We start from the raw sequence: 20,862 nt of genomic DNA, 5'->3' as shown, positions 1-20,862 counted from the left end.
AAGAGACAGTCTAATGATTGCCTCTTTTATTATATAAAAAATAAGCTATTAATAATATAAAAATTAAACAATAATCATTTTAAAGGGGTGATGACTATATTTAGAGAAGAATTAAAACAAAATGCAAAAGCAGTAGGTCCCATAGCCATTCTTGTGTTAGTATTGAATATATTTAGACCAGTAGATAATAAATTAATCGTAAACTTCCTTATAGGTTGTTTAGGTGTAATAGTAGGTTTATCTATATTCTTAACTGGGGTAGATTTATCAATATCAAAAATAGGATCTTTTATGGGAGATTTTATAGCAAAAAGTGAAAATATATTAAAGGTTATAATATTTGGCGTATTTATAGGCTTTGTAATATCAATTGCAGAACCAGACCTATTAATTTTAGCAAAGCAAGTAAGCAGTGCTATAGGACTTGAATCAATGTTAATAGTTTCTATAATATCAGTAGGTGTAGGAGTGATGATATCAATAGGACTTTATAGGATATTTAAGGAAATTAAGCTATCTAGTCTTATGATGTGTATATATGGAGCAATCTTTATTCTTATGTTTATATCAAGTGATTTAAGTCATGCTATAGCCTTTGATGCATCTGGTGCAACTACAGGAGCTATGACAACTCCTTTTATAATAGCTTTAGGTCTTGGAGTAAGTAAACTTAAAGGAGAGAGTAAGGGTGAGGAAAACTCCTTTGGACTTGTAGGAATAGCATCAACAGGACCAATACTTGCAGGACTTTTGATGACAATGTCCATAGACCCATCAGCAGTTGTAATAGAAGAAGTAGCCCATACTTCAGCAATTTTAAGTGGATTTAAGTCAGCGAGCTTTGCAATATTACCTATAACTATAGTATTTCTTATAATGGATAAGCTAGTATTTAAACTAAAAAATAAAAAAGATATAATGCTTGGACTTGGATACACCTATATTGGTCTTATAATGTTTTTAGCCTCAGTAGAAGGAGGTTTTATGGAACTTGCAAGAGTTATGGGAGAGGCTTATGCTGACTTTAAATTTGTTCCACTAATAGGCTTTGTTCTAGGACTTTTAGTTGTTTTAGCAGAACCTGCAGTATTTGTATTATCAGAGCAAGTAGAAGATGTAACTGCTGGTTCAATCCATAGGTCATCTATAATGAAGGCTTTATCAATAGGAGTTGCCTTTGCAGTGATGCTTGCAATGATAAGAATCAAAATAGACGGATTTAAGCTTTGGATGCTAATAGGACCGGGATTCTTACTTGCCCTAATACTTTCAAGAAATGTACCACAACTTTTTGTAGGTATTGCCTTTGACTCAGGTGGAGTTGCGTCAGGGCCAATGACTGCAACCTTTATTCTCGCATTTTGCCAAGGGGTTGCAGGAAATGTTGCAGATGGATTTGGAGTTATAGCTTTTGTTGCACTTATGCCAGTTATAACTATAATGATAATGGGATCTTTTTATAAGGAGGTCATAGAGGGATAATGAAATATTTAAGAATAATTACAAATAGATCTAAAGGATCTAAATTTATGCAACAGCTTCAAGCTTATGGAGCAAAATATATAAGTTGCCTTTTAGCAGAGGGTTCTGCTAATGATCACATATTAGAAGTCCTTGGAATTAATAAAGAAAGAAAAGAAATAGTATCAGCCTTAGTAAATGACTCTTTAGTAAAAGACTTGCTGGATAAATTATCAGATAAATTTGACAAGAAAAACACATCTATCATGTTTACAACACCAATAGATAAAAAAGGAGAAATAAATATGGAATATGAGACTTTATATGTAATAGTGGATAAGTCCAATGCCGATAGGGTTATAGATATATCCCAAAAACATGGAGCAAGGGGGGCGACTGTTGTTCACGGAAGGGGTTCAGGTATCCAAAAAAAGTCAGTATTTTTAAATATGGTTATAGAACCAGAAAAAGATATAGTAATAATGCTTATAAAAAAAGATATAGCGGAAAAAATTAAATCAGCTCTTTATGATAGCTTAGAGCTTAATCAAGATTCAAATGGTATACTTTTTTCACTACCTGTAAGTGATGTTCGTGGTCTTGTTGATCAAAAATAATAGAAGTATAATAACTTTATTAATGGAGGATAAAAATGAAAGAATTAAATACTCAAGAGTTTGATACTCATGTACTAGAAAATGAAGGAATAGTCTTAGTAGATTTTTCAGCTACATGGTGTGGACCATGCAAGATGCAAAAACCAATACTTGAAGAATTAGAATCTGAAGTAGACTTTGATATATATTCAGTAGATGTAGACCAAAGTCCAGAACTTGCTGGAAGATATAATGTAAATGCAGTCCCATCAATGATGCTTTTCAAAAAGGGTACATTAAAAAACACCCTAGTAGGCTTCCAAGCTAAAGAAGTTATACTTGAAGAAGTAGAAAAACTTAAATAATATGGATTATGATTTAATAGTAGTAGGTAAAGGGCCTGCAGGATTATCTGCAGCCCTTAATGCTGCAATTAGAAAAAACAAGGTTTTAGTCATTGGGAAAGATTCCAAAGCTCTTTCAAAAAGTCCATCCATAAAAAATTACCTAGGATTTAAGGATATAAAGGGAGATGACCTATATCAAAGATTCCTAGAGCAAATTAAATACTATGATATAGATATAAAAGATAAAAAAATTAAGGCGGTTTACGCTATGGGAGACTACTTTGCAGTAGATTTTGGAGATGAAATGCTAAAATCAAAAGCCTGCATTATAGCTACAGGTATAGACATGGGTAAAGCTATAGAAGGTGAAGATAAGTTTTTTGCAAAGGGTATATCTTATTGTGCAACCTGTGATGCTTCTTTATATAAGGGGCGTGATGTTGTAGTTATAGGCTACAATGAAGAGTCAATAGAAGAAGTAGAATTTATAAATAAAGTAGCTAAAAATACGACCTTTATAAATATGTACAAAAAAAATATAAAACTTTCATCTAATATAAATATTGTAGATGAAAGGCCTTTAAAATTTGATGGCCTAATAAAGGCTGAAAGTCTTGAGCTTAGTGATGGTAGTAAAATCAGGGCTGATGGATTTTTTATAATAAAATCATCATCTAAGCCTAAAAACTTAGTACCATCTGTAAAAATGGATGAAAAACATATCTTGGTGGATAAAGATATGAAGACAAATATAAGGGGGCTTTTTGCCTGTGGTGACATAACAGGTAAGCCTTACCAAATAAACAAAGCCTGCGGTGAAGGTCAAGTAGCAGGACTTAATGCAAGCTCATATATAAGAAATGTTTCACGTGAAACAAAATGACAGTGAAACTATTAGTGGGGTGTTGTAAAATTACGAATTTATATCTTTATATAATTGCAAGTTACTTCTAGAATCTTAAAAACAAAGCTTTATACAATAGAGTAAAATTGTTGTGGAGGGATTTGTAATTATATGATAAAGATTAATTCATTAAGCAACAACCCCATTAGTTTTTTTAAAGATAATAATAGGTGTTTTTTATCAAAGAACATAATTAATTCACAATTAAAGTATGTATTAAAAATATTCTTTCTAAATACTTGAAATTTATTACAATATATGTAAAATAATAGTGGAGAATACTTATCTCCTATATTAAATATAGGTCTATAATTTATGGAGGTTTATATGACAGACAGACACATTGATTTTTTTGAATTTAATAATTCTATATTCTCTATGATTAGAGAAATATCACACAAGATAGATTTACTATTACAAGAAACAGCAACAGATCTAGGAGTAACAACCCTACAACTTAAGATGATTATGACCTTATCTGCATCTGAAGATTCAGTATCAATAGGTAATCTTGGAAAAAGTATAGGTGTAAATGGTGGAAATATATCAAATATTTGCAAGAAACTTGAAAAGCAAGGATTTGTTGATAGAAATAGATCAGATGAAGATGAAAGAGTTGTAAATGTTAAGCTTACCCAAAAAGGTGTTGATGCAGCTGATAAGGTAAGTGAGTATTTTGATAAAATAAAACCAGAGGTTGATGAGTCAAATATCAACACTAACTTAAAGACAATCATTAATGAATTAGAATCTTTAGATAGCTTACTAGATGATTATATTATAAGGAGTGGTTTATAGATGCTATCAAATAAAAAAGGCAATAGGCCATTGGTCTACTATTGGATTATAGCCATAGTTGCCTTTCTAGTAATAAGATACATGCTTAATCCTATTACAATGGGAGAGAAGCCAAAGGAGGTAACTTACAACCAATTTGTCCAAATGATAGACAATGACCAAGTAAGAGAAGTTACCAAAGATGATTATAACTATACCTTCACAGCTATGGTTGATGGTGACAAAAAAACTTTCACCACAGGTTTATGGCCAGATACTAACCTTACAGAAAGATTACTTGATAAGGCTAAGAATAATAAGAACCTAACATTTACGAAAGAGATAGAAACAAAAATGAGTCCATGGCTCACCCTGTTTATAACATCTATTTTGCCTCTTATATTCTTGCTTTTAATTTTCTATATGGCTAACAGGTCTCTATCAAAGACTATGGGAGGCCGAGGTGGCGGAGACTTCATGAACTTTGGTAAGTCAAATGCTAAAGTCTACATGGAAAATAAGACGGGAAAAACTTTCAAAGATGTAGCAGGCCAAGAAGAGGCAAAAGATAGCCTTAATGAAGTCGTAGATTTCTTACATGAACCACAAAAATATAGGGATATAGGGGCAGTTCTTCCAAAAGGCGTGCTTTTAGTAGGTCCTCCAGGAACAGGTAAGACACTTTTAGCAAAAGCTGTAGCAGGTGAGGCTAATGTACCATTTTTCTCAATTTCAGGCTCAGAATTCGTTGAGATGTTTGTAGGTATGGGAGCAAGTAAGGTAAGAGATCTTTTTAAACAAGCTAAGGAAAAGGCTCCATGTATCGTCTTTATAGATGAGATAGATGCCATAGGTAAGAGAAGGGATACATCAGGTTTTAGTGGAAATGATGAACGTGAACAAACCCTTAACCAACTTCTAAACGAAATGGATGGATTTGATGCAGCTGAGGGAGTAGTACTTTTATCTGCAACAAATAGGCCTGAAATCCTTGACCCAGCTCTTACAAGACCTGGAAGATTTGATAGACAAGTAAGAGTTGAGCTACCAGATTTAAATGGTAGAAAGGACATCTTAATAGTTCATGCAAAAAATGTTAAAAGAGAAGATGACATAGACTATGAAGAAATTGCAAGAAGAACGGCAGGAACTTCTGGTGCAGACCTTGCAAATATAGTAAATGAAGGTGCGCTTAGAGCTGTAAGAGAAGGTAGGAAAAAACTTACACAAGTTGACCTTGAAGAAAGTATAGAAACTGTAATAGCAGGTGCACAAAAGAAAAATGCTGTAATAAGCGATGACCAAAAGAAGATTATAGCCTACCATGAAGTAGGACATGCCTTAGTTACAGCTATTCAAACCCAAAAGAAACCAGTAACCAAGATAACCATAGTTCCAAGAACATCAGGGGCCTTAGGTTATACCATGAGTGTTGATCGTGATGAGAAATATATAATGACCAAAAAAGAACTATTTGATGAAATAGTTACCTTTGCAGGTGGTAGAAGTGCAGAAGAACTTATCTTTAATACTAAAACTACTGGGGCAAGCAATGATATAGAAAGAGCTACCCAAATTGCAAGAGCCATGGTAACCCAATATGGTATGGACGATGATTTTGATTTTGTCCAACTTGAAAGAACAACTGGAAGATACCTAGGTGGAGAACACTCACTTATAGTATCTAGTGGTACTGGAGATAAAATTGATGAGAAAGTAATCCACATCATATCTCAAGCCCACATGAGAGCTATAGAAATCTTAAAAGATAACCTAGACAAACTTCACGAAATATCAGACTTCCTTCTTAAAGAAGAGACTATAACAGGTGAACAATTTATGGAAATTCTAAATAAAAAACCTGTAGAAGTCAAAGTAAAAGAAGAAATTGAAGAAAAAGAGTCTACAAATGAAAATTCAAGTGATGAAATAAGCACAAAAGACGAAGAAAAAATTGTAGAAGAAAAAAATGAAGAAGATAATAAGCCAATAGAACTTGGTTCAAGTGAAGATGACTCCAAAAAAGATGAGTAGATAAGACCCCTTCTAGGGGTCTTTTTTATTAATAAAATGAGGAATATATGGAATATTTAATAAGAATAAAAGATAAAAAAGAAAATTTCACTCAAAAAGATAAACTTATAGCAGACTATATACTTAAAAATAAAGATAAGATAATAAACGAATCATCCATAGACCTTGCTAAAAATACAAAAACTTCTCAGTCTGCGGTAACACGATTTGTCAAAAAAATAGGCTATAAGTCCTTTGTAGATATGAAAGTTTCGATAGCAAAATCTTTTGAAAGCAAGAATGAATATATAGAAGATGAAATAAAAAAGGATGATAAGATCAGTGAAATAATAGATAAATCTAGAGCAAATATCCAAAAGACATTAGAAAAAACCTATGCTATAATAGATGAAAAAAATATAGAAAAGGCAGGAAATTTAATCAATATGGCAAGTAGGATTTACCTTTGTGGAGTTGCAGGATCTGGACTTATATGTGAAGATTTCTACTATAAACTCCTTAGGGCAGGTGCAAATGTTTTTTATGAAAAAGATGCTCACACAAATCTTTCAGCCATAAGCCATATAAAAAAGGGTGATATCCTTATAGCAATCTCCTATAATGCTAAAACAAAAGAAGTATTAGAAGCAGTGAAATTTGCAAAAGAAAATAATGCTAGGGTTATAGCCATAACAAAGTCTGAAAAATCAAAAATAAAAGACCTATCAGACATAATTCTAAAAATTCCATCAAGTGAAAAAGAAATAAGATATGGGGCAATTACCTCAAGATTCTCATCTTTTATAATTACAGATATTCTATTTTTCACCTATATAGCTAAAAATTACGAAAATGTAAATGAAAGCCTTAAAATAAGTAAGGACTTAACTGATAAACTTAAATAATTATTTCAAAAATAAACAAAAACACTTGAAATAAATTTTCAAGTGTTTTATAATATAGAAAATGAAAAGCTTTTCAAACAATAGTCTAATATATTTTAGAATATTTAATAAGATTAAAAGTTTAACTTATATAATTCCTATATTAATGTGCCATCAAAGGAGGTATAAATGAAAAAGCTTATATTATTAGCTTTAGCCTTATTGTTAATACCAACAAATTCCCTAGCTGATGATACGCTAAAAGAAAATCAAGAAGAAATAGTGATAGAGTCAAAGGATGATAAAGAAGATAAATCATTAAATATAGCTGATAAGATAAGTACAAAAAATGTAGAAAATAGTGGCTACAAGGAAATGATAAGTAGGATAATAAAAGAAAAAAACAATCCAAAAACTGGAATATCTTCTATTGCTAGCTTATTTATTGCTATAATTTCATCAACTCTTATGCTAAGAAGGTTAAAAAATGTTGGGATTTAGTCTATATCTTAATCAAGATGAAAATTATATAGAAGAGAAAATAAATGAGTTTAAAAATTTTGATATTCTTTTTACTTCTATGCATTACCCAGTAGATGATAGGAATATGAAAAAACTTATCTTTTTAAAATCTTTGGCAGATTCTCTTAAGATTGATATTTGCCTTGATATTAATGGAGAAATTTTGAAACACTACCCAGAGCTTTTGAGAATGGGACTTATATTAAGACTTGATTTCGGTTTCGACAAAGAAAAAATAGTGAACTTATCTAAGAATAATAGGATAGCTATAAATGCTTCAAGTGTTTCACGTGAAACACTTGAAGCAATTAAAGAGCTTGGAGGAAATTTTTCTAACATTTCTGCTTGGCACAATTACTATCCTTTAGAATTTTCTGGACTGGGAGAGGATGATTTTATAGAAAAAAATAAAGTATTGGAGAAATTTGGACTTGATTTATTTGCATTTTTTCAAGGAGATAAAGACTTTAGAGGACCCTTGTATAAATCTCTTCCAAGCCTTGAAGAGGATAGGTTTAAAGACCCTTATTATTCATATCTTAAGCTTAAAAGATTTTATAAGATTAATAATTTAGTATTATCTGAAGGTTTAAGTATGAAGAACAAAGGATATATTGAAGTTTTTGAAAAGAAAGGGATTATTAATCTTGATCTATACTTAAAAAAGGGATATGAAATTAATGAATTTAAGGTAAGAAGTGATATAAGCAAATATATTATAAGAAATGAGAGAACTTATAAATTTATTAATGAAGTTTCAAATAATTATATAAGAGAGGGAGATTTTCTTATCCTTAATAAGAATTCGGGAAGATATTCTGGAGAGCTAGAGATAGCAAGGCTTGATTTGGGACTTAGTAATTCTAGAAATGTCATAGGAAGAGTTTGTAAAGAGCATCTAGCTATACTTGATTTAATAAAAGGAGATGATAGGATTGCCATCAACAGAAAATAGAAATATTAATTCAAAAGATCTTGATTTGAAATCTACAAGAGAAATTATTGAAATAATTAACAAGGAAGATCAATCAATAGCAAAAAAGGTAGGTCAAAAAATAGGTGAGATAGAAAAACTTGTTGATGAGCTTGTAAGAGTACTTAACAGGGGTGGTAGGCTTTTTTATATAGGAGCAGGTACAAGTGGAAGACTAGGAGTTCTTGATGCAAGTGAAGCCTTACCTACCTTTTCAGTAAATCCAAATCTTATAAACGGAATAATTGCAGGGGGTGATAAGGCATTAAGAAATCCTGTAGAAAATGCAGAAGATAATGAAGAAATGGGAAAATTGGATCTTATAAAAAATCAATTTACTAAAGAAGATATGCTAGTAGGAATAGCAAGTTCCGGAAGAACTCCCTATGTTATAGGGGCATTAAAATATGCAAGAGAGATTGGAGCAAGCACAGGCTCTTTATCTTGTAATCTAGACTCCTTAATTTCAAAGTATGCAGACTGTCCTATAGAAGTAGATACAGGAAGTGAAATTCTTACAGGCTCTACAAGAATGAAGGCAGGAACTGCTACAAAAATGGTTCTCAATATAATTTCCACAACGGCTATGGTTAGGATAGGAAAGGTATATGATAACCTCATGGTAGATGTAAGAGTATCAAATAAGAAGCTTAGAAAAAGGGCCATATCCATTATAAAAGAAGTGTGTGAAGTTGATGAAAAAAGGGCGGAAAAACTTTTAAACGAGTCACAAAATTCTGTTAAGTGTGCCATACTTATGGGACTTAAGGATATAAAAAGAGATGAAGCTTTAAATATTTTAAAAGAAAATGATGGATTTTTAAGAAGGGGGATACAATGACAGATGATAAAAATAAAATTATTGCCCAAAAATTAGTAAGCTATTTTGGAGGAGAAGATAACTTAGTTGAAGTCATAAATTGTATGACAAGGGTAAGAGTAAAAGTAAAGGATCAAGAAAAGGTTTCTTTTGAAAAGATTGAAGAGCTTGATGGGATTATGGGTCTTGTAAAAGGTGATCAAATCCAAGTAGTAACAGGGCCTGGAAAAAGCGAAAAGATAGCTCGTGAGATGGCAAATCTTACAGCAGCTACATTCACTGAGGAAAGTGAAATAGATATAAGAACTAGGGAGAATAAAGAGAAAGTGAAACAAGGACAAAAAGATTCTGCTTTTAAGTCCTTTACTGCAACAATAGCATCGATTTTTGTTCCACTAATACCAGCCTTTGTAGGTGCAGGTCTTATTGGTGGTATAGCCTCAGTCTTACAAAATTTGATAACTGCAGGAAGTGTGAGCGGAGAAACATATGTATCAATACTTCAAGTCTTAAATATAATAAAGACAGGACTCTATGGATATCTTAATGTATTTATTGGTATAAATGCTGCAAAAGTATTTAGGGGTAATGAAGGACTTGGTGGAGTAATAGGAGGCATGATTTACTTATCTGCAATGAATCCAGATAAGCCTTTAAAAAATATCTTCTTAAACTCACCACTTCTACCTGGACAAGGTGGAGTTATAGGGGTAATACTTGCTGTATTTATCTTAGTTAAAATAGAAAAGAACCTAAGAAAAGTTATACCAGATGCTCTTGATATTATTCTTGTACCAACAATTTCACTTCTTTTAACAGGTATACTTACAATGTTTATTATAATGCCTATAGCAGGTCTTATATCAAATGGACTTATAGGAGTAATAAATGGAGTAATAAAGCTAGGAGGAGCTTTCTCAGGATTTATACTTGGTGCAGTATTCCTACCTATGGTAATGCTTGGCCTTCATCAAATCTTAACACCTATCAATGTAGCAATGATTGAAAGCCAAGGTGCAACTTACCTTCTTCCAATTCTTGCCATGGCAGGAGCAGGTCAAGTTGGAGCGGCTATAGCAGTTTTGGTAAAATGTAGAAAAAATAAAAAGCTAATAGAAATCGCTAAGGGAGGACTTCCAGTAGGTATACTTGGTATTGGAGAACCCCTAATTTATGCCTTAACCCTTCCAATGGGTAAAGCCTTCATCACAGCATGTCTTGGTGGAGGAGTTGGAGGAGCTATAATAGGAGCAATAGGAAATATAGGTGCAACAGCCATAGGACCAAGTGGACTAGCATTGATTCCATTAATATACAATGGAAGAGCTTTTGGATATATCCTTGGACTTCTAGGAGCCTATATAGGAGGATTTATCCTAACTTACCTATTTGGTATAGATAAAAAATATGTAGAAGGTGAAGACCTTACAGGAAGTAAGGAATTTAAATTTAAGTAGGAAATATATTAAAATTGAAAAAATATAAAAATAAAATCTTAAATCTGATAGTTACCCTCTTTACTGTACAAGGCAGTAAAGAGGGTGTTTTAATAAATATAGTTATAATGTCTAGGAAATTTAAATTTTATAGGGCTTTTCAAAAATAGACTTCAAAATTAAGTTTGCTTGAGTTAAATCTATATTTCTTCAATTCTTGATATATATATATATTTAAAGAAATGTTACTTTATAATTTATCATTAAGACATAATTAGAATAAATATTGTTCTATTTTAGTTATACTTCAGTTATCAAAACCTTGAGTTTATCTATGTCATAGATAAATATCTTTTTTAAAAGTTATTTTTAAGAGTCTAATACAGTTTAGGCTCTTTAAAAAGATTTAGTCTAACTTTTAAATAATCTTTCTAACCCTTCTATTTTCTCAAAGCATTTTTTATTATATAATAAATATTATTTATTGTTATACAAGTGTATAAAAATAAAATTTAAGAAAGGGAGGAAAGGATGCATAGTATTAGAAATTTTCATCAAAGTCATCCCTATATTTTTATAATTATAGAGATATTTGTAGTGTTAATTTTATCTATTCTTTTGGAGATTTTTCTTGTAGGATTTATAGGGGAAGATTTTATTAGAAAACACCCTTATATTGCAAATTTACTTTCTCTTATCATAGTATTGATGCTGGCTTTGGGAATTAATTTCCTACTTTTAGGATATATAAATGATAAATTTTATTTTGTGGTAATTGCCCTTATTGCAAATAATATTTTAGAAACTAAAAGAAAGCTTGATAGAAGAAATTAATATAAAAAATGGACTTTTACCATATACAATTAAGTTTTGGGTAAAAATCCTCTATGTAAATAGTCTCAATTAAGAGACTATACAAAAACAATTTCTCATAGTGTTAACGATAATTGTCTTGCTCTTTCATTGTACTCAATATTAATACAAAAAGCAAAGGCTTTTTGATTTTCCTTGAATCTTTGATATTGGTGTATTATACTTATAATGGAAGAATTTCATATTTTATAATAAGGAGATTTTATGAAAAAAAGTAATGGTAAAAAATGGATAGCAATAGCAATAGCTATTTTGTTATTCGTAGCTTCTAGTCTTGTTAAAACTAAAAGTAATGAAGTAACAGAAAAAGAAAGTGAAAAGATAGCCCAAAAATATTTAGGATCTTTTAATCCATTTTCATCAACTGCTAACAAAAATATAATAGAGGGCTCTGATACATCCAAAAAAATTGCAGTAATAACTTATAAGGGTGCTATTGGAGATGGTCCAGTATATGATGCTGTTATGGAGCGATTAAAAGAAGTAAAGGAAGATGATACTGTAAGGGGGGTCATCTTAAAGGTTAACTCTCCAGGAGGAGCAGTTTATAACTCAGAGCAAGTTGCAAATAAGATAAAGGAAATCCAAAAAGATAAGAAAATACCAGTTTTCACAGTTATGGAAACAATGGCTGCAAGTGGAGGTTATTATATTTCAGCTCCAACTGACAGAATATACGCATCTAATGAAACTCTTACAGGCTCTATTGGTGTAATTATGTCATCTATGTCTTTTCAAGGACTTTTTGAAAAGTATGGTATTAAGCAACAAAATATTACTACTGGTAAGATGAAAGATGCTGGAAGTTCTGGAAAAGATATGACTGATGAGCAAAAGAAATATTTCCAAGATCTTATTAATTCTTCATTTGATAGATTTATTAAGCTAGTATCTCAAGGCAGGTCTATGAAAGAGGATGATGTAAGAAAGCTTGCTGATGGAAGGGTTTATGATGGAGCACAAGCCTTAGAAAATGGACTAGTTGATAAGATTGGTAATTTTGATACAGCCTTAGCTGATATGAAGAAAGAATATAAGCTTGATAATCCACAAGTCTATGAATATTCTGATGAGATGGCTCCATTTTCTAAACTCTTATCAAAGGGACAAGCACTAATAGGAAAAGATTCCAAGTCTGATCTTGCAATTTTAAAGGACCTTATGGATAAAGATTCCCCTGTACCTATGTATTATTATGGAAAGTAGGCTTTTATGGAAAATGTAGAAAAAACTCAAAAGACCATTTCTATACCTAAATTTGCCTATGCAGGCTTTTTTATAAGACTTGTTGCCTTCACTATCGACTCAATTATAACAAGCTCTATAGCAAGTATTATCATTACTATTTTTTCTGTAAGTAGTGAGTATACCCTTATGGGTCTTGAGGTAAGATTACTTATGACAACAGTAATTAGTCTTTTTTACTTTTTTATCCTAACTTACCTTAATAATGGCCAAACCTTGGGTAAAATGGTTGTAGGGATAAGGGTTATATCACTTTATGATGAAAAGTTAAGCTTTTTTGATTGCCTTATTAGGGAGGTTTTTGTAAGGTATATCCAAAATTTCCTTAAGATTTTATATCTTATAATAGGATTTAACCAAAATAAGCAATCTCTAGCTGATATAATGGCTGATACTGTTGTTATCAAGGATGATGTGGTAGATTATTTATTTGAATATTAAGATAAGTTAAGTTTTTTGATTTAATATAATAAAATAAGTAAGCGTAAAAAGCGACTAAGAAATAAAGAATTAGGCCTTATCTTTCAATGTATATGGAAAGAAGGTCTTATTTTTTTGCTCAAATTTAAAAATTTCTAATAATAATATAATTATGTTTCACCCTTTTTTTAAGACACTTCTTGTGGTATGATTTATTAGTATGAAAATGAAAAACCACAATATATAGTGGAATTAACATAAAAATAACAATATTTAGGGGTAGATATGGAAGTTAAAAAAAGAGATGGTACACTTGTAGAATTTGAAGAGGAGAAAATCCAAAGGGCGATTTTTAAGTCTTTTAGGTCTGTGGGTACTAGCATAAGTGATGAAAAGTTAAAGAAGATTTCTTCAAATATTAGAAAAATTGTTAAAGATAAGTATCCAACAGATCATATAGTGACAGTTGAAGAAATTCAAGATTTGGTTGAGCTTGAACTTATTGAAAATAACTTCTACAAGGAAGTTAAGTCCTATATTCTTTATAGAGCCAAGCATACCATGGATAGGAAAGTTATTTCTGATTTTGAAAAATATATAGATGATGATTATACTTTAAAAATAATAAGAAGTATTAATAAAGAATTTGATAATCAAAGATACCCAATTGACTCTTTATTTATGAAGTTTGAGTCCTTTACTAAAGCTAATATGACCAAGGAAAGTCTTTTAAATGCCCTAATTAAGGCTGCAAGTGAGCTTACAAGTAAGGAAAGTCCAGATTGGGAGTTTATAGCAGCCCGCTTTATGATTCACCTTTTAGATGAAAAGATTAAATTATCTGAAGAAAAGTATGGTATTGTTGATTTCAGATCTAAAATCCAATTCCTAACAGCAGAAGGTCTTTATGGTAAATATATAATAGAAAATTATACTAATAAGGAGCTTGAGGAGTTAGGAGAGTATTTGAATTATGAAAGAAATAAGCTTTTTACTTATTCAGGTCTTGACTTGGTTTTAAAAAGATATCTGATTAAGACTTATGATGATGAGTATATAGAAAATGTTCAAGAGATGTTTATGGGGATTTCTATGCACTTAGCTATCGGAGAAAAAAACAAGGTTCATTTTGCTAAAAAGCTTTATGATATCCTATCAAGCTTAAAAGCAACTATGGCAACTCCAACTATGACTAATGCTAGGAAGCCTTTTAACCAACTTTCATCCTGCTTTATAGATACAGTTCCAGATACTTTAAAAGGTATATACCGCTCTATAACAAATTTTGCCCAAGTTTCTAAACACGGTGGTGGTATGGGACTTTACTTTGGTAAGGTGAGGGCCCAAGGTTCTGATATTAGAGGTATTAAAAATGTTGCAGGTGGAGTTATAAGGTGGATAAAGCTTGCCAATGATACTGCAGTAGCCGTTGATCAATTAGGTGTAAGGCAAGGGGCTGTGGCTTGCTATTTAGATATATGGCACAAGGATGTACCTGAATTTCTAAATCTTAGGACAAATAACGGGGATGATAGAATGAAAGCCCATGATATTTTTCCAGCAGTTTGTGTACCAGATTTATTCTGGAAAGAGTGCAGGGATAATATAGATGGGGACTGGTATATGTTTGATCCTCATGAAGTTTTAACAAAGTATGGGAGATCTATAGAAGATAGCTATGGAGATGACTTTGAGCAATTTTATAAAATCTTAGTAGAAGATAAGGATATTTCTAAAAGAGTTATATCTATAAAGGATATGATAAGATTATTAATCAAGTCATGGACTGAAACAGGAACCCCCTTTGTCTTTAATAGGGATGCAGTAAATAAGGCTAATCCAAATAAGCATCAAGGTATGATTTATTCATCAAACTTATGTACAGAGATTGCCCAAAATATGAGTCCATCCGAGACTGTTTCTGAAGAAATTATTACAGAAGAAGGAGAAATTGTAATTGTTAATAAAACAAAGCCTGGAGATTTTGTTGAGTGTAACCTTGCAAGTTTAACTTTAGGAAATATTGATGTAAATAATAAGCTTGAGCTTGAAGAAGTTGTTTCAACTATAGTTAGGGCTTTAGATAATGTTATTGACCTTAATTATTACCCAACCCCATATGCCAAAGTTACTAACAAAAAATATAGGGCTATTGGTCTTGGCACAAGTGGCTACCATCATATGCTAGTCAAAAATGATATTAAATGGTCTGAGGAAGAAGCCCACTTTGATTTTGTAGATAGGGTTTATGAGGATATTAATTATTTTGCTATAAAGGCAAGTAATGAGATAGCTAAGGAAAAAGGACCATACAAGGTTTTTAAAGGTTCTGATTGGGATAATGGAGATTATTTTACATCAAGAGGATATGATTCTGATAGATGGATAAAGCTTAAAAAAGAAGTTCATGAAACAGGTTTAAGAAATGGCTATCTATTAGCCATAGCTCCAACTGGTTCAACCTCTATTATTTCAGGTACTTCACCAGGAGTTGATCCAATTATGAACAAGTATTTCTTAGAAGAAAAAAAAGGCGCTATAGTGCCTAGGGTTGCTCCGGGACTAAACACCAAGACTTTTTGGCTTTATGAAAATGCCTACAACATAGACCAAAATATATCTATGAAGGCTTGTGGAATAAGGCAAAGACATATTGACCAAGGTCAATCTGTAAATATTTATATAACTACAGACTATACTATGAGACAAATCTTAAATATTTATCTAACAGCCTATGAGGCTGGTGTTAAGTCTTTATATTATGTAAGGGGTAAGTCTCTTGAGGTTGAAGATTGTGAGTCCTGTGCATCATAAATATATTTTAGAAAAATATAGAAAAACATATTTTGGTATAAGAATAATAAGATTTTAAAATTAATTCTTTGCTTTTAGGGTGGAGTAAGGGGACTATTCTTCCTCGTTTCTCCTTCCCTAAGAGTCCACATTTTTACCTATTAGAAACGACTTTTGCACAAGAAAGCTTTAGTAAGAAACTTTGTTTCTTTCATTTTTGTAAAATTGCAAATTTAATATAGTTACAAGCTTTAATTTGTTTTTATAATATTGGGGTAAAAGGTATATGAGAGTTTAGGAATTTAGGAGGATATTATGGAAGATAAGTATAATGAAGAGGTGTCTAAAAGAGGGATTTTCAATGAAGATGGTGATATTGAACTTTCCAAAAGAAGGATTATAAATGGTAATACTACCAATTTAAATGATTTTAATAATGTTAAGTATACTTGGACTAGTGATTGGTATAGGCAAGCTATGAATAATTTCTGGATTCCAGAAGAGATTAATTTAAATCAAGATATTAAGGATTATAGGAATTTGACTAAGAATGAAAAGAAGGCTTATGATAGGATTTTGTCTTTTTTAACCTATCTTGACTCTATCCAAACAGCTAATTTGCCTAATTTACAAACCTATATTACTGCAAATGAGATTAATCTTTGCCTTGCCATCCAAACCTATCAAGAGGCTATCCATTCTCAATCTTATTCTTATATACTTGATTCTATTTGCTCACCTGAGGAGAGAACTAGAATTTTGTATCTATGGAAAGAAGATGAGCATCTTCTAAAGAGAAATACATTTATAGGTGATCAATATAATGAGTTTATCAAAGATGACAGTGAATTTAATCTTATGAGGGTTTTAATTGCAAATTATATTCTTGAGGGGATATATTTTTATTCAGGATTTTCTTTCTTTTATAATCTAGGTCGTAACGGAAAGATGCCAGGTACTGTGCAAGAGATAAGATACATAAATAGGGATGAGAATACTCATCTTTGGCTATTTAGGTCTATGATTAATGACTTAAAATTAGAAAGACCTGACTTATTTACAGAAGAGCTTAAGAATTTTTATAGAGATTTATTAAAAGAAGGGGTTGAGCAAGAAATAGCATGGGGTAATTATGCTATAGGAAATGATATAGCAGGACTTAATTCTACCATGATTGAGGATTATATCAAATATTTAGGAAATTTAAGGGCCAAGGGACTTGGTCTTGATAGATTATATGAAGGATATGATGAGGAGCCTCAATCTATGAAATGGGTAAGTGAATATTCTGATCCAAACCAAGTTAAGACAGACTTTTTTGAAGGAAAGGTATCAGCATATTCTAAGTCATCAGTAATTGAAGATGATCTATAAAATATAATACCTAAATAAAAAATATGTAAGTTTTTAAGATAGTCTAAAATTTTGTATAGATAAACCTCCTGATTGTGGTAGAGAAAAGCCAATCAGGAGGAATATTTATGTCAAAAAATATTCGATTCATATATTTGATTTACAAAATAAGTGGACTAAGACTTCATATATTCAAAATATCCAATAGCTATAAGAAAGCTAATATATATTACAAATATAAGGGAATTCTTATAGACAAGTAAGAAAAATACTTAAAAACAAAACTAGATTTCACTTTACAAAAGATTATTATTTGGCAGAAAGGCTAAATTCAGCTATCTTATCATAAACGCCATCTGTTTCTTTTCCAGATTCTACATTTCTTTTTGAAGATGTTAGGGTGAAATTTATAGGTCTACCATCCTTTAATTCATCTAACTTTAGGTCAGAGAAGGAACTATTATATAAGAAGGTTACTTTACCATCTTCACTTGTTCTTTGATCTAATTGAACCTTATGACCATTTTCATCAGTACCAATTAGCTCATATGAATAAGCTGGATCAAGATTATCAACCACAGCAGTCATTGTTATTGGATTTATCTTCATAAGATTTATAGAGGCTCCATTTTCAAGCTTATAATCTTCTGCAAATATTTTATTATCTTCATTAACAATATTTGAACTTGCTTTTATTGAAACAACTTCACTTGAAGTTCCACTTGATATATAAATATCTATATCGGCATTATCAAGTTTAGGAAAATCCTTATCAAAAGTTATCATAGATTGATTTACAATAGATTCTCCATCATCAGCCATTCTAGCTGAACCACTAGAACCCCAAGATTTAAAGCTTTCTCCATTGACCTTAATCTTATATATATAGATATCATTATCTATTTCTTCAATAGCTTTACCATTTGAAGAAGATAGGATATTTGCAAAAACTCTATTATCTTCAATAACAAAGTTTTCTAAAATTAATTCATTACCACCAAGCTTAATCGGCTTATGAAGCTCTGTAACATACTTATAAGAATCTGGACTTGCTCCGATTGTTTCCATCATTGTAACCTTAATATCAGTAGCAAATTTAGAAGCTTCAGTTCTTACAGGTTTGATTGAAAGACTAGCTACAAGTATTAAAGCAGCTGCAAGAGCTACAAATTTTTTCCTTGATGAGTTTTTCTTATATTTTGAAGCGATTTTTAACATATTTTCATATTCTATTTGGTCAAGGTCCATTTTGCTTTCATCAAATTTTATATCATTAATCTTATCATAAATATTATTCATAATCTCCTCCTATTTTTTTTCTTAATAGTTTCTTTTTTCGTGAGATTTTGTTATAAAGCTTATCTTTGGATATATCATAAATATTTGATATATCGTCATAGCTGTATCCTTCTATAAATAACTTCCTAAAAATTTCCCTATCATCCTCATCGAGCATAGCAAGTATTTTATCTGATTCATCAAAATTAAGTTCTTCATCAGACTCAAGAACATTTGCAAGAGTATCTATATTTATAGACTTATGTCTAAGTTCTTTTCTTAGAGCATCTATTGCCTTATATTTTCCAATACCTGCACACCAGTTTTTAAAAGATGATCTAGACGGGTCAAACGAGTCGATATTATCCCAAATGGCTAGGAGGGAATCATTTAAAACTTCCATTCTCAGCTCTTGATTGAGAGAAAGGCTCTTATAGATACTTGCTTTAAGAATAGGTCCATAAATTTTAATAAATTCCTTAAGTGAGGCTTCATTTTTCTTTTTAATTCCTCTTATGATTTTTTCTTCATTCATATATCCTCCTTCACCTATATATTCGTAAGGAATTTAACTTTTCTATCATTATAGTATATTAAAAAATTATTCACTCTGATATTTTGACAAATTATATTCTATATTATATTACTTATATATTAAAAATAAAGACAATTAAATATTAATAGATGTTAAGGATAGGAAGAAAAGACAAAAAAGTATTATAGATTATAGTTTAAAGGATTGAGAAAATAAGGGAAGAAAGTTTCAAAGTTAATTTAAAAATATGTATTATAAGAGAAGATAGTGTGTAAATACTAAAATAAGAAAGTATAGGGGTAGTTAAATAAAATTACAGCTTTGATAATATATTAAAGGATTATATATAATCAATTTGAATTAAAAGATAAAAAGTATTTTGAAGATAAATTTTCAGTTTATTTATCGAAATCAAGGCATAATACAAACACAAAAAGCATTCTACCTTTAATGATATTAACTTTCCTAAATCATTGGATATTATTTATAATATAAGAATAGAAAAAGCTATTTTAGATAAAATTTAAATTATTTAGGAAAGGTCTAAATTGTAGGTAATTATTTTTATAACTTAAAAATTACTGTAATTAATGATTAAAATGTACATTCTTATTTAGCTAAAAATGTACATTTTAATCACTAGTAATAGTGATGAATTATCGGCTATAAGTATACTATCTATAATAGTAACTTAATAAAGGTTGGATAAGCTTATTATTGTTTTTTATTTTTACTATTTGACAAATACAGCTTTTAAATTCTAATCTATATTAGAATAAAAACTTTTTTCAATAAAATATATTCATATTAGCTGATGATATTTATTAAATCATATACACTATTATAAATAAAATCAGGTTTAAATTCAGATTTATCAACCATACTTATAGTGCTTTCTCCAGATAATACTAATATAGATATAGCACCAGAATTTTTTGTAGCCAAAATATCTGTATATAAACGATCACCGATTGAGCAAATCTTATCGACATTAATATTTAATTTATTAGACAAAAGTTTAATCATAAAAGGATTTGGCTTGCCAATTATAATATCAGGCTGCCTACTTGTAGATTTTTCTAATAAAGAACAAATGCTACCACAATCAGGTGCTAGCTCACCATGAGGTAGAGGACATACTAAATCTGGGTGTGTGGCTATATAAGGTACTCCTTTTCTTATAAAATGTGTGGCTTTAAGAAGCTTAGCATACGTAAGCTCATTATCATAGCCAACAACAACTACATCAGCATCCTCATTGTTTATTTCTATGCCGTAAGAATTCAATTCTATTTTTAATGCTTCAGTTCCAACAAGATATACCTTTTTTTTAGGATATCTTTTTATAAGATACATACCTGTTGCCATTCCTGATGTAAATACATTCTCTTTTTCACAAGAAAACCCCATAGATTTAAGAATCTTAACATAATCTGATGATGCCCTTGAAGAGTTATTTGTTAAATAAACAAATTTCTTACCTAAATTTTTTAAGTGTTCGACAAAATCTATAGCGCCATAAATAAGCTCATCACCAATATAAATAGTTCCATCTAAATCTAAAATGAAAAGTTCACACTCTTGCAAATTTTTAAATGTCTTTTTATTTATGCTCTCTCTTTTCATATCTTA

Annotated in this window: 19 protein-coding genes; 16 read left to right on the top strand and 3 right to left on the bottom strand. The window is 30.6% G+C overall.

Annotated features, from left to right (window positions below):
* Positions 1-90: 90 nt before the first annotated feature.
* The 16 genes from HV819_RS04455 (at position 91) to HV819_RS04380 (ending at position 17,438) form a co-directional block, all read left to right on the top strand.
* Positions 91-1,482 (top strand): DUF1538 domain-containing protein, encoded by a 1,392-nt coding sequence (locus tag HV819_RS04455; protein WP_154539835.1) that lies wholly within the window; start codon positions 91-93, stop codon positions 1,480-1,482.
* A complete protein-coding gene (locus HV819_RS04450; RefSeq protein WP_176269635.1) occupies positions 1,482-2,078 on the top strand; it encodes a Smr/MutS family protein in 597 nt (198 codons plus the stop codon). The genes HV819_RS04455 and HV819_RS04450 overlap by 1 nt, the downstream gene beginning before the upstream one ends.
* Positions 2,079-2,113: 35 nt before the next feature.
* Complete coding sequence (gene trxA / locus HV819_RS04445; RefSeq protein ID WP_176269634.1) at positions 2,114-2,422, top strand: thioredoxin; 309 nt, start codon at positions 2,114-2,116, stop codon at positions 2,420-2,422.
* 1 nt (position 2,423) lies between these two features.
* Complete coding sequence (locus tag HV819_RS04440; RefSeq protein ID WP_176269633.1) at positions 2,424-3,287, top strand: NAD(P)/FAD-dependent oxidoreductase; 864 nt, start codon at positions 2,424-2,426, stop codon at positions 3,285-3,287.
* 348 nt (positions 3,288-3,635) lie between these two features.
* Positions 3,636-4,106 (top strand): MarR family winged helix-turn-helix transcriptional regulator, encoded by a 471-nt coding sequence (locus HV819_RS04435; protein WP_154539827.1) that lies wholly within the window; start codon positions 3,636-3,638, stop codon positions 4,104-4,106.
* Positions 4,107-6,119: an ATP-dependent zinc metalloprotease FtsH gene (gene ftsH / locus HV819_RS04430; protein WP_154539825.1), complete on the top strand. Its 2,013-nt coding sequence runs from the start codon at positions 4,107-4,109 to the stop codon at positions 6,117-6,119.
* 47 nt (positions 6,120-6,166) lie between these two features.
* On the top strand, positions 6,167-7,003 hold the full coding sequence (locus HV819_RS04425) for a MurR/RpiR family transcriptional regulator (RefSeq protein ID WP_154539823.1): 837 nt from the start codon (positions 6,167-6,169) through the stop codon (positions 7,001-7,003).
* A 168-nt stretch (positions 7,004-7,171) separates the two neighbouring features.
* A complete protein-coding gene (locus HV819_RS04420) occupies positions 7,172-7,483 on the top strand; it encodes a hypothetical protein (RefSeq protein ID WP_176269632.1) in 312 nt (103 codons plus the stop codon).
* Positions 7,470-8,459, top strand: coding sequence for a MupG family TIM beta-alpha barrel fold protein (locus HV819_RS04415; RefSeq protein WP_176269631.1), 990 nt, complete (start codon positions 7,470-7,472; stop codon positions 8,457-8,459). Before HV819_RS04420 ends, HV819_RS04415 begins: the two co-directional genes overlap by 14 nt.
* Positions 8,440-9,318: an N-acetylmuramic acid 6-phosphate etherase gene (gene murQ / locus HV819_RS04410; protein WP_154539817.1), complete on the top strand. Its 879-nt coding sequence runs from the start codon at positions 8,440-8,442 to the stop codon at positions 9,316-9,318. Before HV819_RS04415 ends, murQ begins: the two co-directional genes overlap by 20 nt.
* Positions 9,315-10,754, top strand: coding sequence for a PTS transporter subunit EIIC (locus HV819_RS04405; protein WP_176269629.1), 1,440 nt, complete (start codon positions 9,315-9,317; stop codon positions 10,752-10,754). The genes murQ and HV819_RS04405 overlap by 4 nt, the downstream gene beginning before the upstream one ends.
* A 510-nt stretch (positions 10,755-11,264) precedes the next feature.
* Entirely contained in the window at positions 11,265-11,567 is a 303-nt protein-coding gene (locus HV819_RS04400) for a hypothetical protein (RefSeq protein WP_176269628.1), read from the top strand.
* Between the two features lie 243 nt (positions 11,568-11,810).
* Entirely contained in the window at positions 11,811-12,812 is a 1,002-nt protein-coding gene (sppA, locus tag HV819_RS04395; RefSeq protein WP_154539811.1) for a signal peptide peptidase SppA, read from the top strand.
* A 6-nt stretch (positions 12,813-12,818) separates the two neighbouring features.
* On the top strand, positions 12,819-13,292 hold the full coding sequence (locus HV819_RS04390) for an RDD family protein (protein ID WP_154539809.1): 474 nt from the start codon (positions 12,819-12,821) through the stop codon (positions 13,290-13,292).
* Positions 13,293-13,556: 264 nt separating this feature from the next.
* Positions 13,557-16,085 (top strand): ribonucleoside-diphosphate reductase subunit alpha, encoded by a 2,529-nt coding sequence (locus HV819_RS04385; protein WP_176269627.1) that lies wholly within the window; start codon positions 13,557-13,559, stop codon positions 16,083-16,085.
* Positions 16,086-16,379: 294 nt separating this feature from the next.
* Complete coding sequence (locus tag HV819_RS04380) at positions 16,380-17,438, top strand: ribonucleotide-diphosphate reductase subunit beta (protein ID WP_176269626.1); 1,059 nt, start codon at positions 16,380-16,382, stop codon at positions 17,436-17,438.
* A gap of 288 nt (positions 17,439-17,726) precedes the next feature.
* Here the strand turns inward: HV819_RS04380 and HV819_RS04375 are convergent, their stop codons facing one another.
* The 3 genes from HV819_RS04375 to HV819_RS04365 form a co-directional block, all read right to left on the bottom strand.
* Positions 17,727-18,716, bottom strand: coding sequence for a hypothetical protein (locus tag HV819_RS04375; protein ID WP_154539803.1), 990 nt, complete (start codon positions 18,714-18,716; stop codon positions 17,727-17,729).
* The gene (locus tag HV819_RS04370) at positions 18,709-19,230 is read right to left on the bottom strand and encodes a sigma-70 family RNA polymerase sigma factor (RefSeq protein WP_154539801.1); all 522 of its coding nucleotides are present in this window, start codon (positions 19,228-19,230) and stop codon (positions 18,709-18,711) included. Before HV819_RS04370 ends, HV819_RS04375 begins: the two co-directional genes overlap by 8 nt.
* An 807-nt stretch (positions 19,231-20,037) precedes the next feature.
* A complete protein-coding gene (locus tag HV819_RS04365; RefSeq protein WP_176269625.1) occupies positions 20,038-20,856 on the bottom strand; it encodes an HAD-IIA family hydrolase in 819 nt (272 codons plus the stop codon).
* Positions 20,857-20,862: the final 6 nt, after the last annotated feature.

Origin of the sequence: Anaerococcus faecalis (genome assembly GCF_013371425.1) — a bacterium.
In the GTDB taxonomy this organism is placed as follows: domain Bacteria; phylum Bacillota; class Clostridia; order Tissierellales; family Peptoniphilaceae; genus Anaerococcus; species Anaerococcus porci.
This window is presented reverse-complemented; position numbering and strand designations above follow the sequence as displayed.

What these genes read in the sequence shown, in the direction of transcription:
- trxA (WP_176269634.1), top strand. Translation starts at nt 2,114, where the DNA reads ATGAAAGAATTAAATACTCAAGAGTTTGATACTCATGTACTAGAAAAT.
- HV819_RS04420 (WP_176269632.1), top strand. Translation starts at nt 7,172, where the DNA reads ATGAAAAAGCTTATATTATTAGCTTTAGCCTTATTGTTAATACCAACA.
- HV819_RS04435 (WP_154539827.1), top strand. Translation starts at nt 3,636, where the DNA reads ATGACAGACAGACACATTGATTTTTTTGAATTTAATAATTCTATATTC.
- HV819_RS04400 (WP_176269628.1), top strand. Translation starts at nt 11,265, where the DNA reads ATGCATAGTATTAGAAATTTTCATCAAAGTCATCCCTATATTTTTATA.
- HV819_RS04380 (WP_176269626.1), top strand. Translation starts at nt 16,380, where the DNA reads ATGGAAGATAAGTATAATGAAGAGGTGTCTAAAAGAGGGATTTTCAAT.
- HV819_RS04365 (WP_176269625.1), bottom strand. Translation starts at nt 20,856, where the DNA reads ATGAAAAGAGAGAGCATAAATAAAAAGACATTTAAAAATTTGCAAGAG.
- ftsH (WP_154539825.1), top strand. Translation starts at nt 4,107, where the DNA reads ATGCTATCAAATAAAAAAGGCAATAGGCCATTGGTCTACTATTGGATT.
- HV819_RS04405 (WP_176269629.1), top strand. Translation starts at nt 9,315, where the DNA reads ATGACAGATGATAAAAATAAAATTATTGCCCAAAAATTAGTAAGCTAT.
- HV819_RS04455 (WP_154539835.1), top strand. Translation starts at nt 91, where the DNA reads ATGACTATATTTAGAGAAGAATTAAAACAAAATGCAAAAGCAGTAGGT.
- HV819_RS04450 (WP_176269635.1), top strand. Translation starts at nt 1,482, where the DNA reads ATGAAATATTTAAGAATAATTACAAATAGATCTAAAGGATCTAAATTT.
- HV819_RS04370 (WP_154539801.1), bottom strand. Translation starts at nt 19,230, where the DNA reads ATGAATGAAGAAAAAATCATAAGAGGAATTAAAAAGAAAAATGAAGCC.
- HV819_RS04440 (WP_176269633.1), top strand. Translation starts at nt 2,424, where the DNA reads ATGGATTATGATTTAATAGTAGTAGGTAAAGGGCCTGCAGGATTATCT.
- HV819_RS04390 (WP_154539809.1), top strand. Translation starts at nt 12,819, where the DNA reads ATGGAAAATGTAGAAAAAACTCAAAAGACCATTTCTATACCTAAATTT.
- HV819_RS04375 (WP_154539803.1), bottom strand. Translation starts at nt 18,716, where the DNA reads ATGAATAATATTTATGATAAGATTAATGATATAAAATTTGATGAAAGC.
- HV819_RS04425 (WP_154539823.1), top strand. Translation starts at nt 6,167, where the DNA reads ATGGAATATTTAATAAGAATAAAAGATAAAAAAGAAAATTTCACTCAA.
- sppA (WP_154539811.1), top strand. Translation starts at nt 11,811, where the DNA reads ATGAAAAAAAGTAATGGTAAAAAATGGATAGCAATAGCAATAGCTATT.
- HV819_RS04385 (WP_176269627.1), top strand. Translation starts at nt 13,557, where the DNA reads ATGGAAGTTAAAAAAAGAGATGGTACACTTGTAGAATTTGAAGAGGAG.
- HV819_RS04415 (WP_176269631.1), top strand. Translation starts at nt 7,470, where the DNA reads ATGTTGGGATTTAGTCTATATCTTAATCAAGATGAAAATTATATAGAA.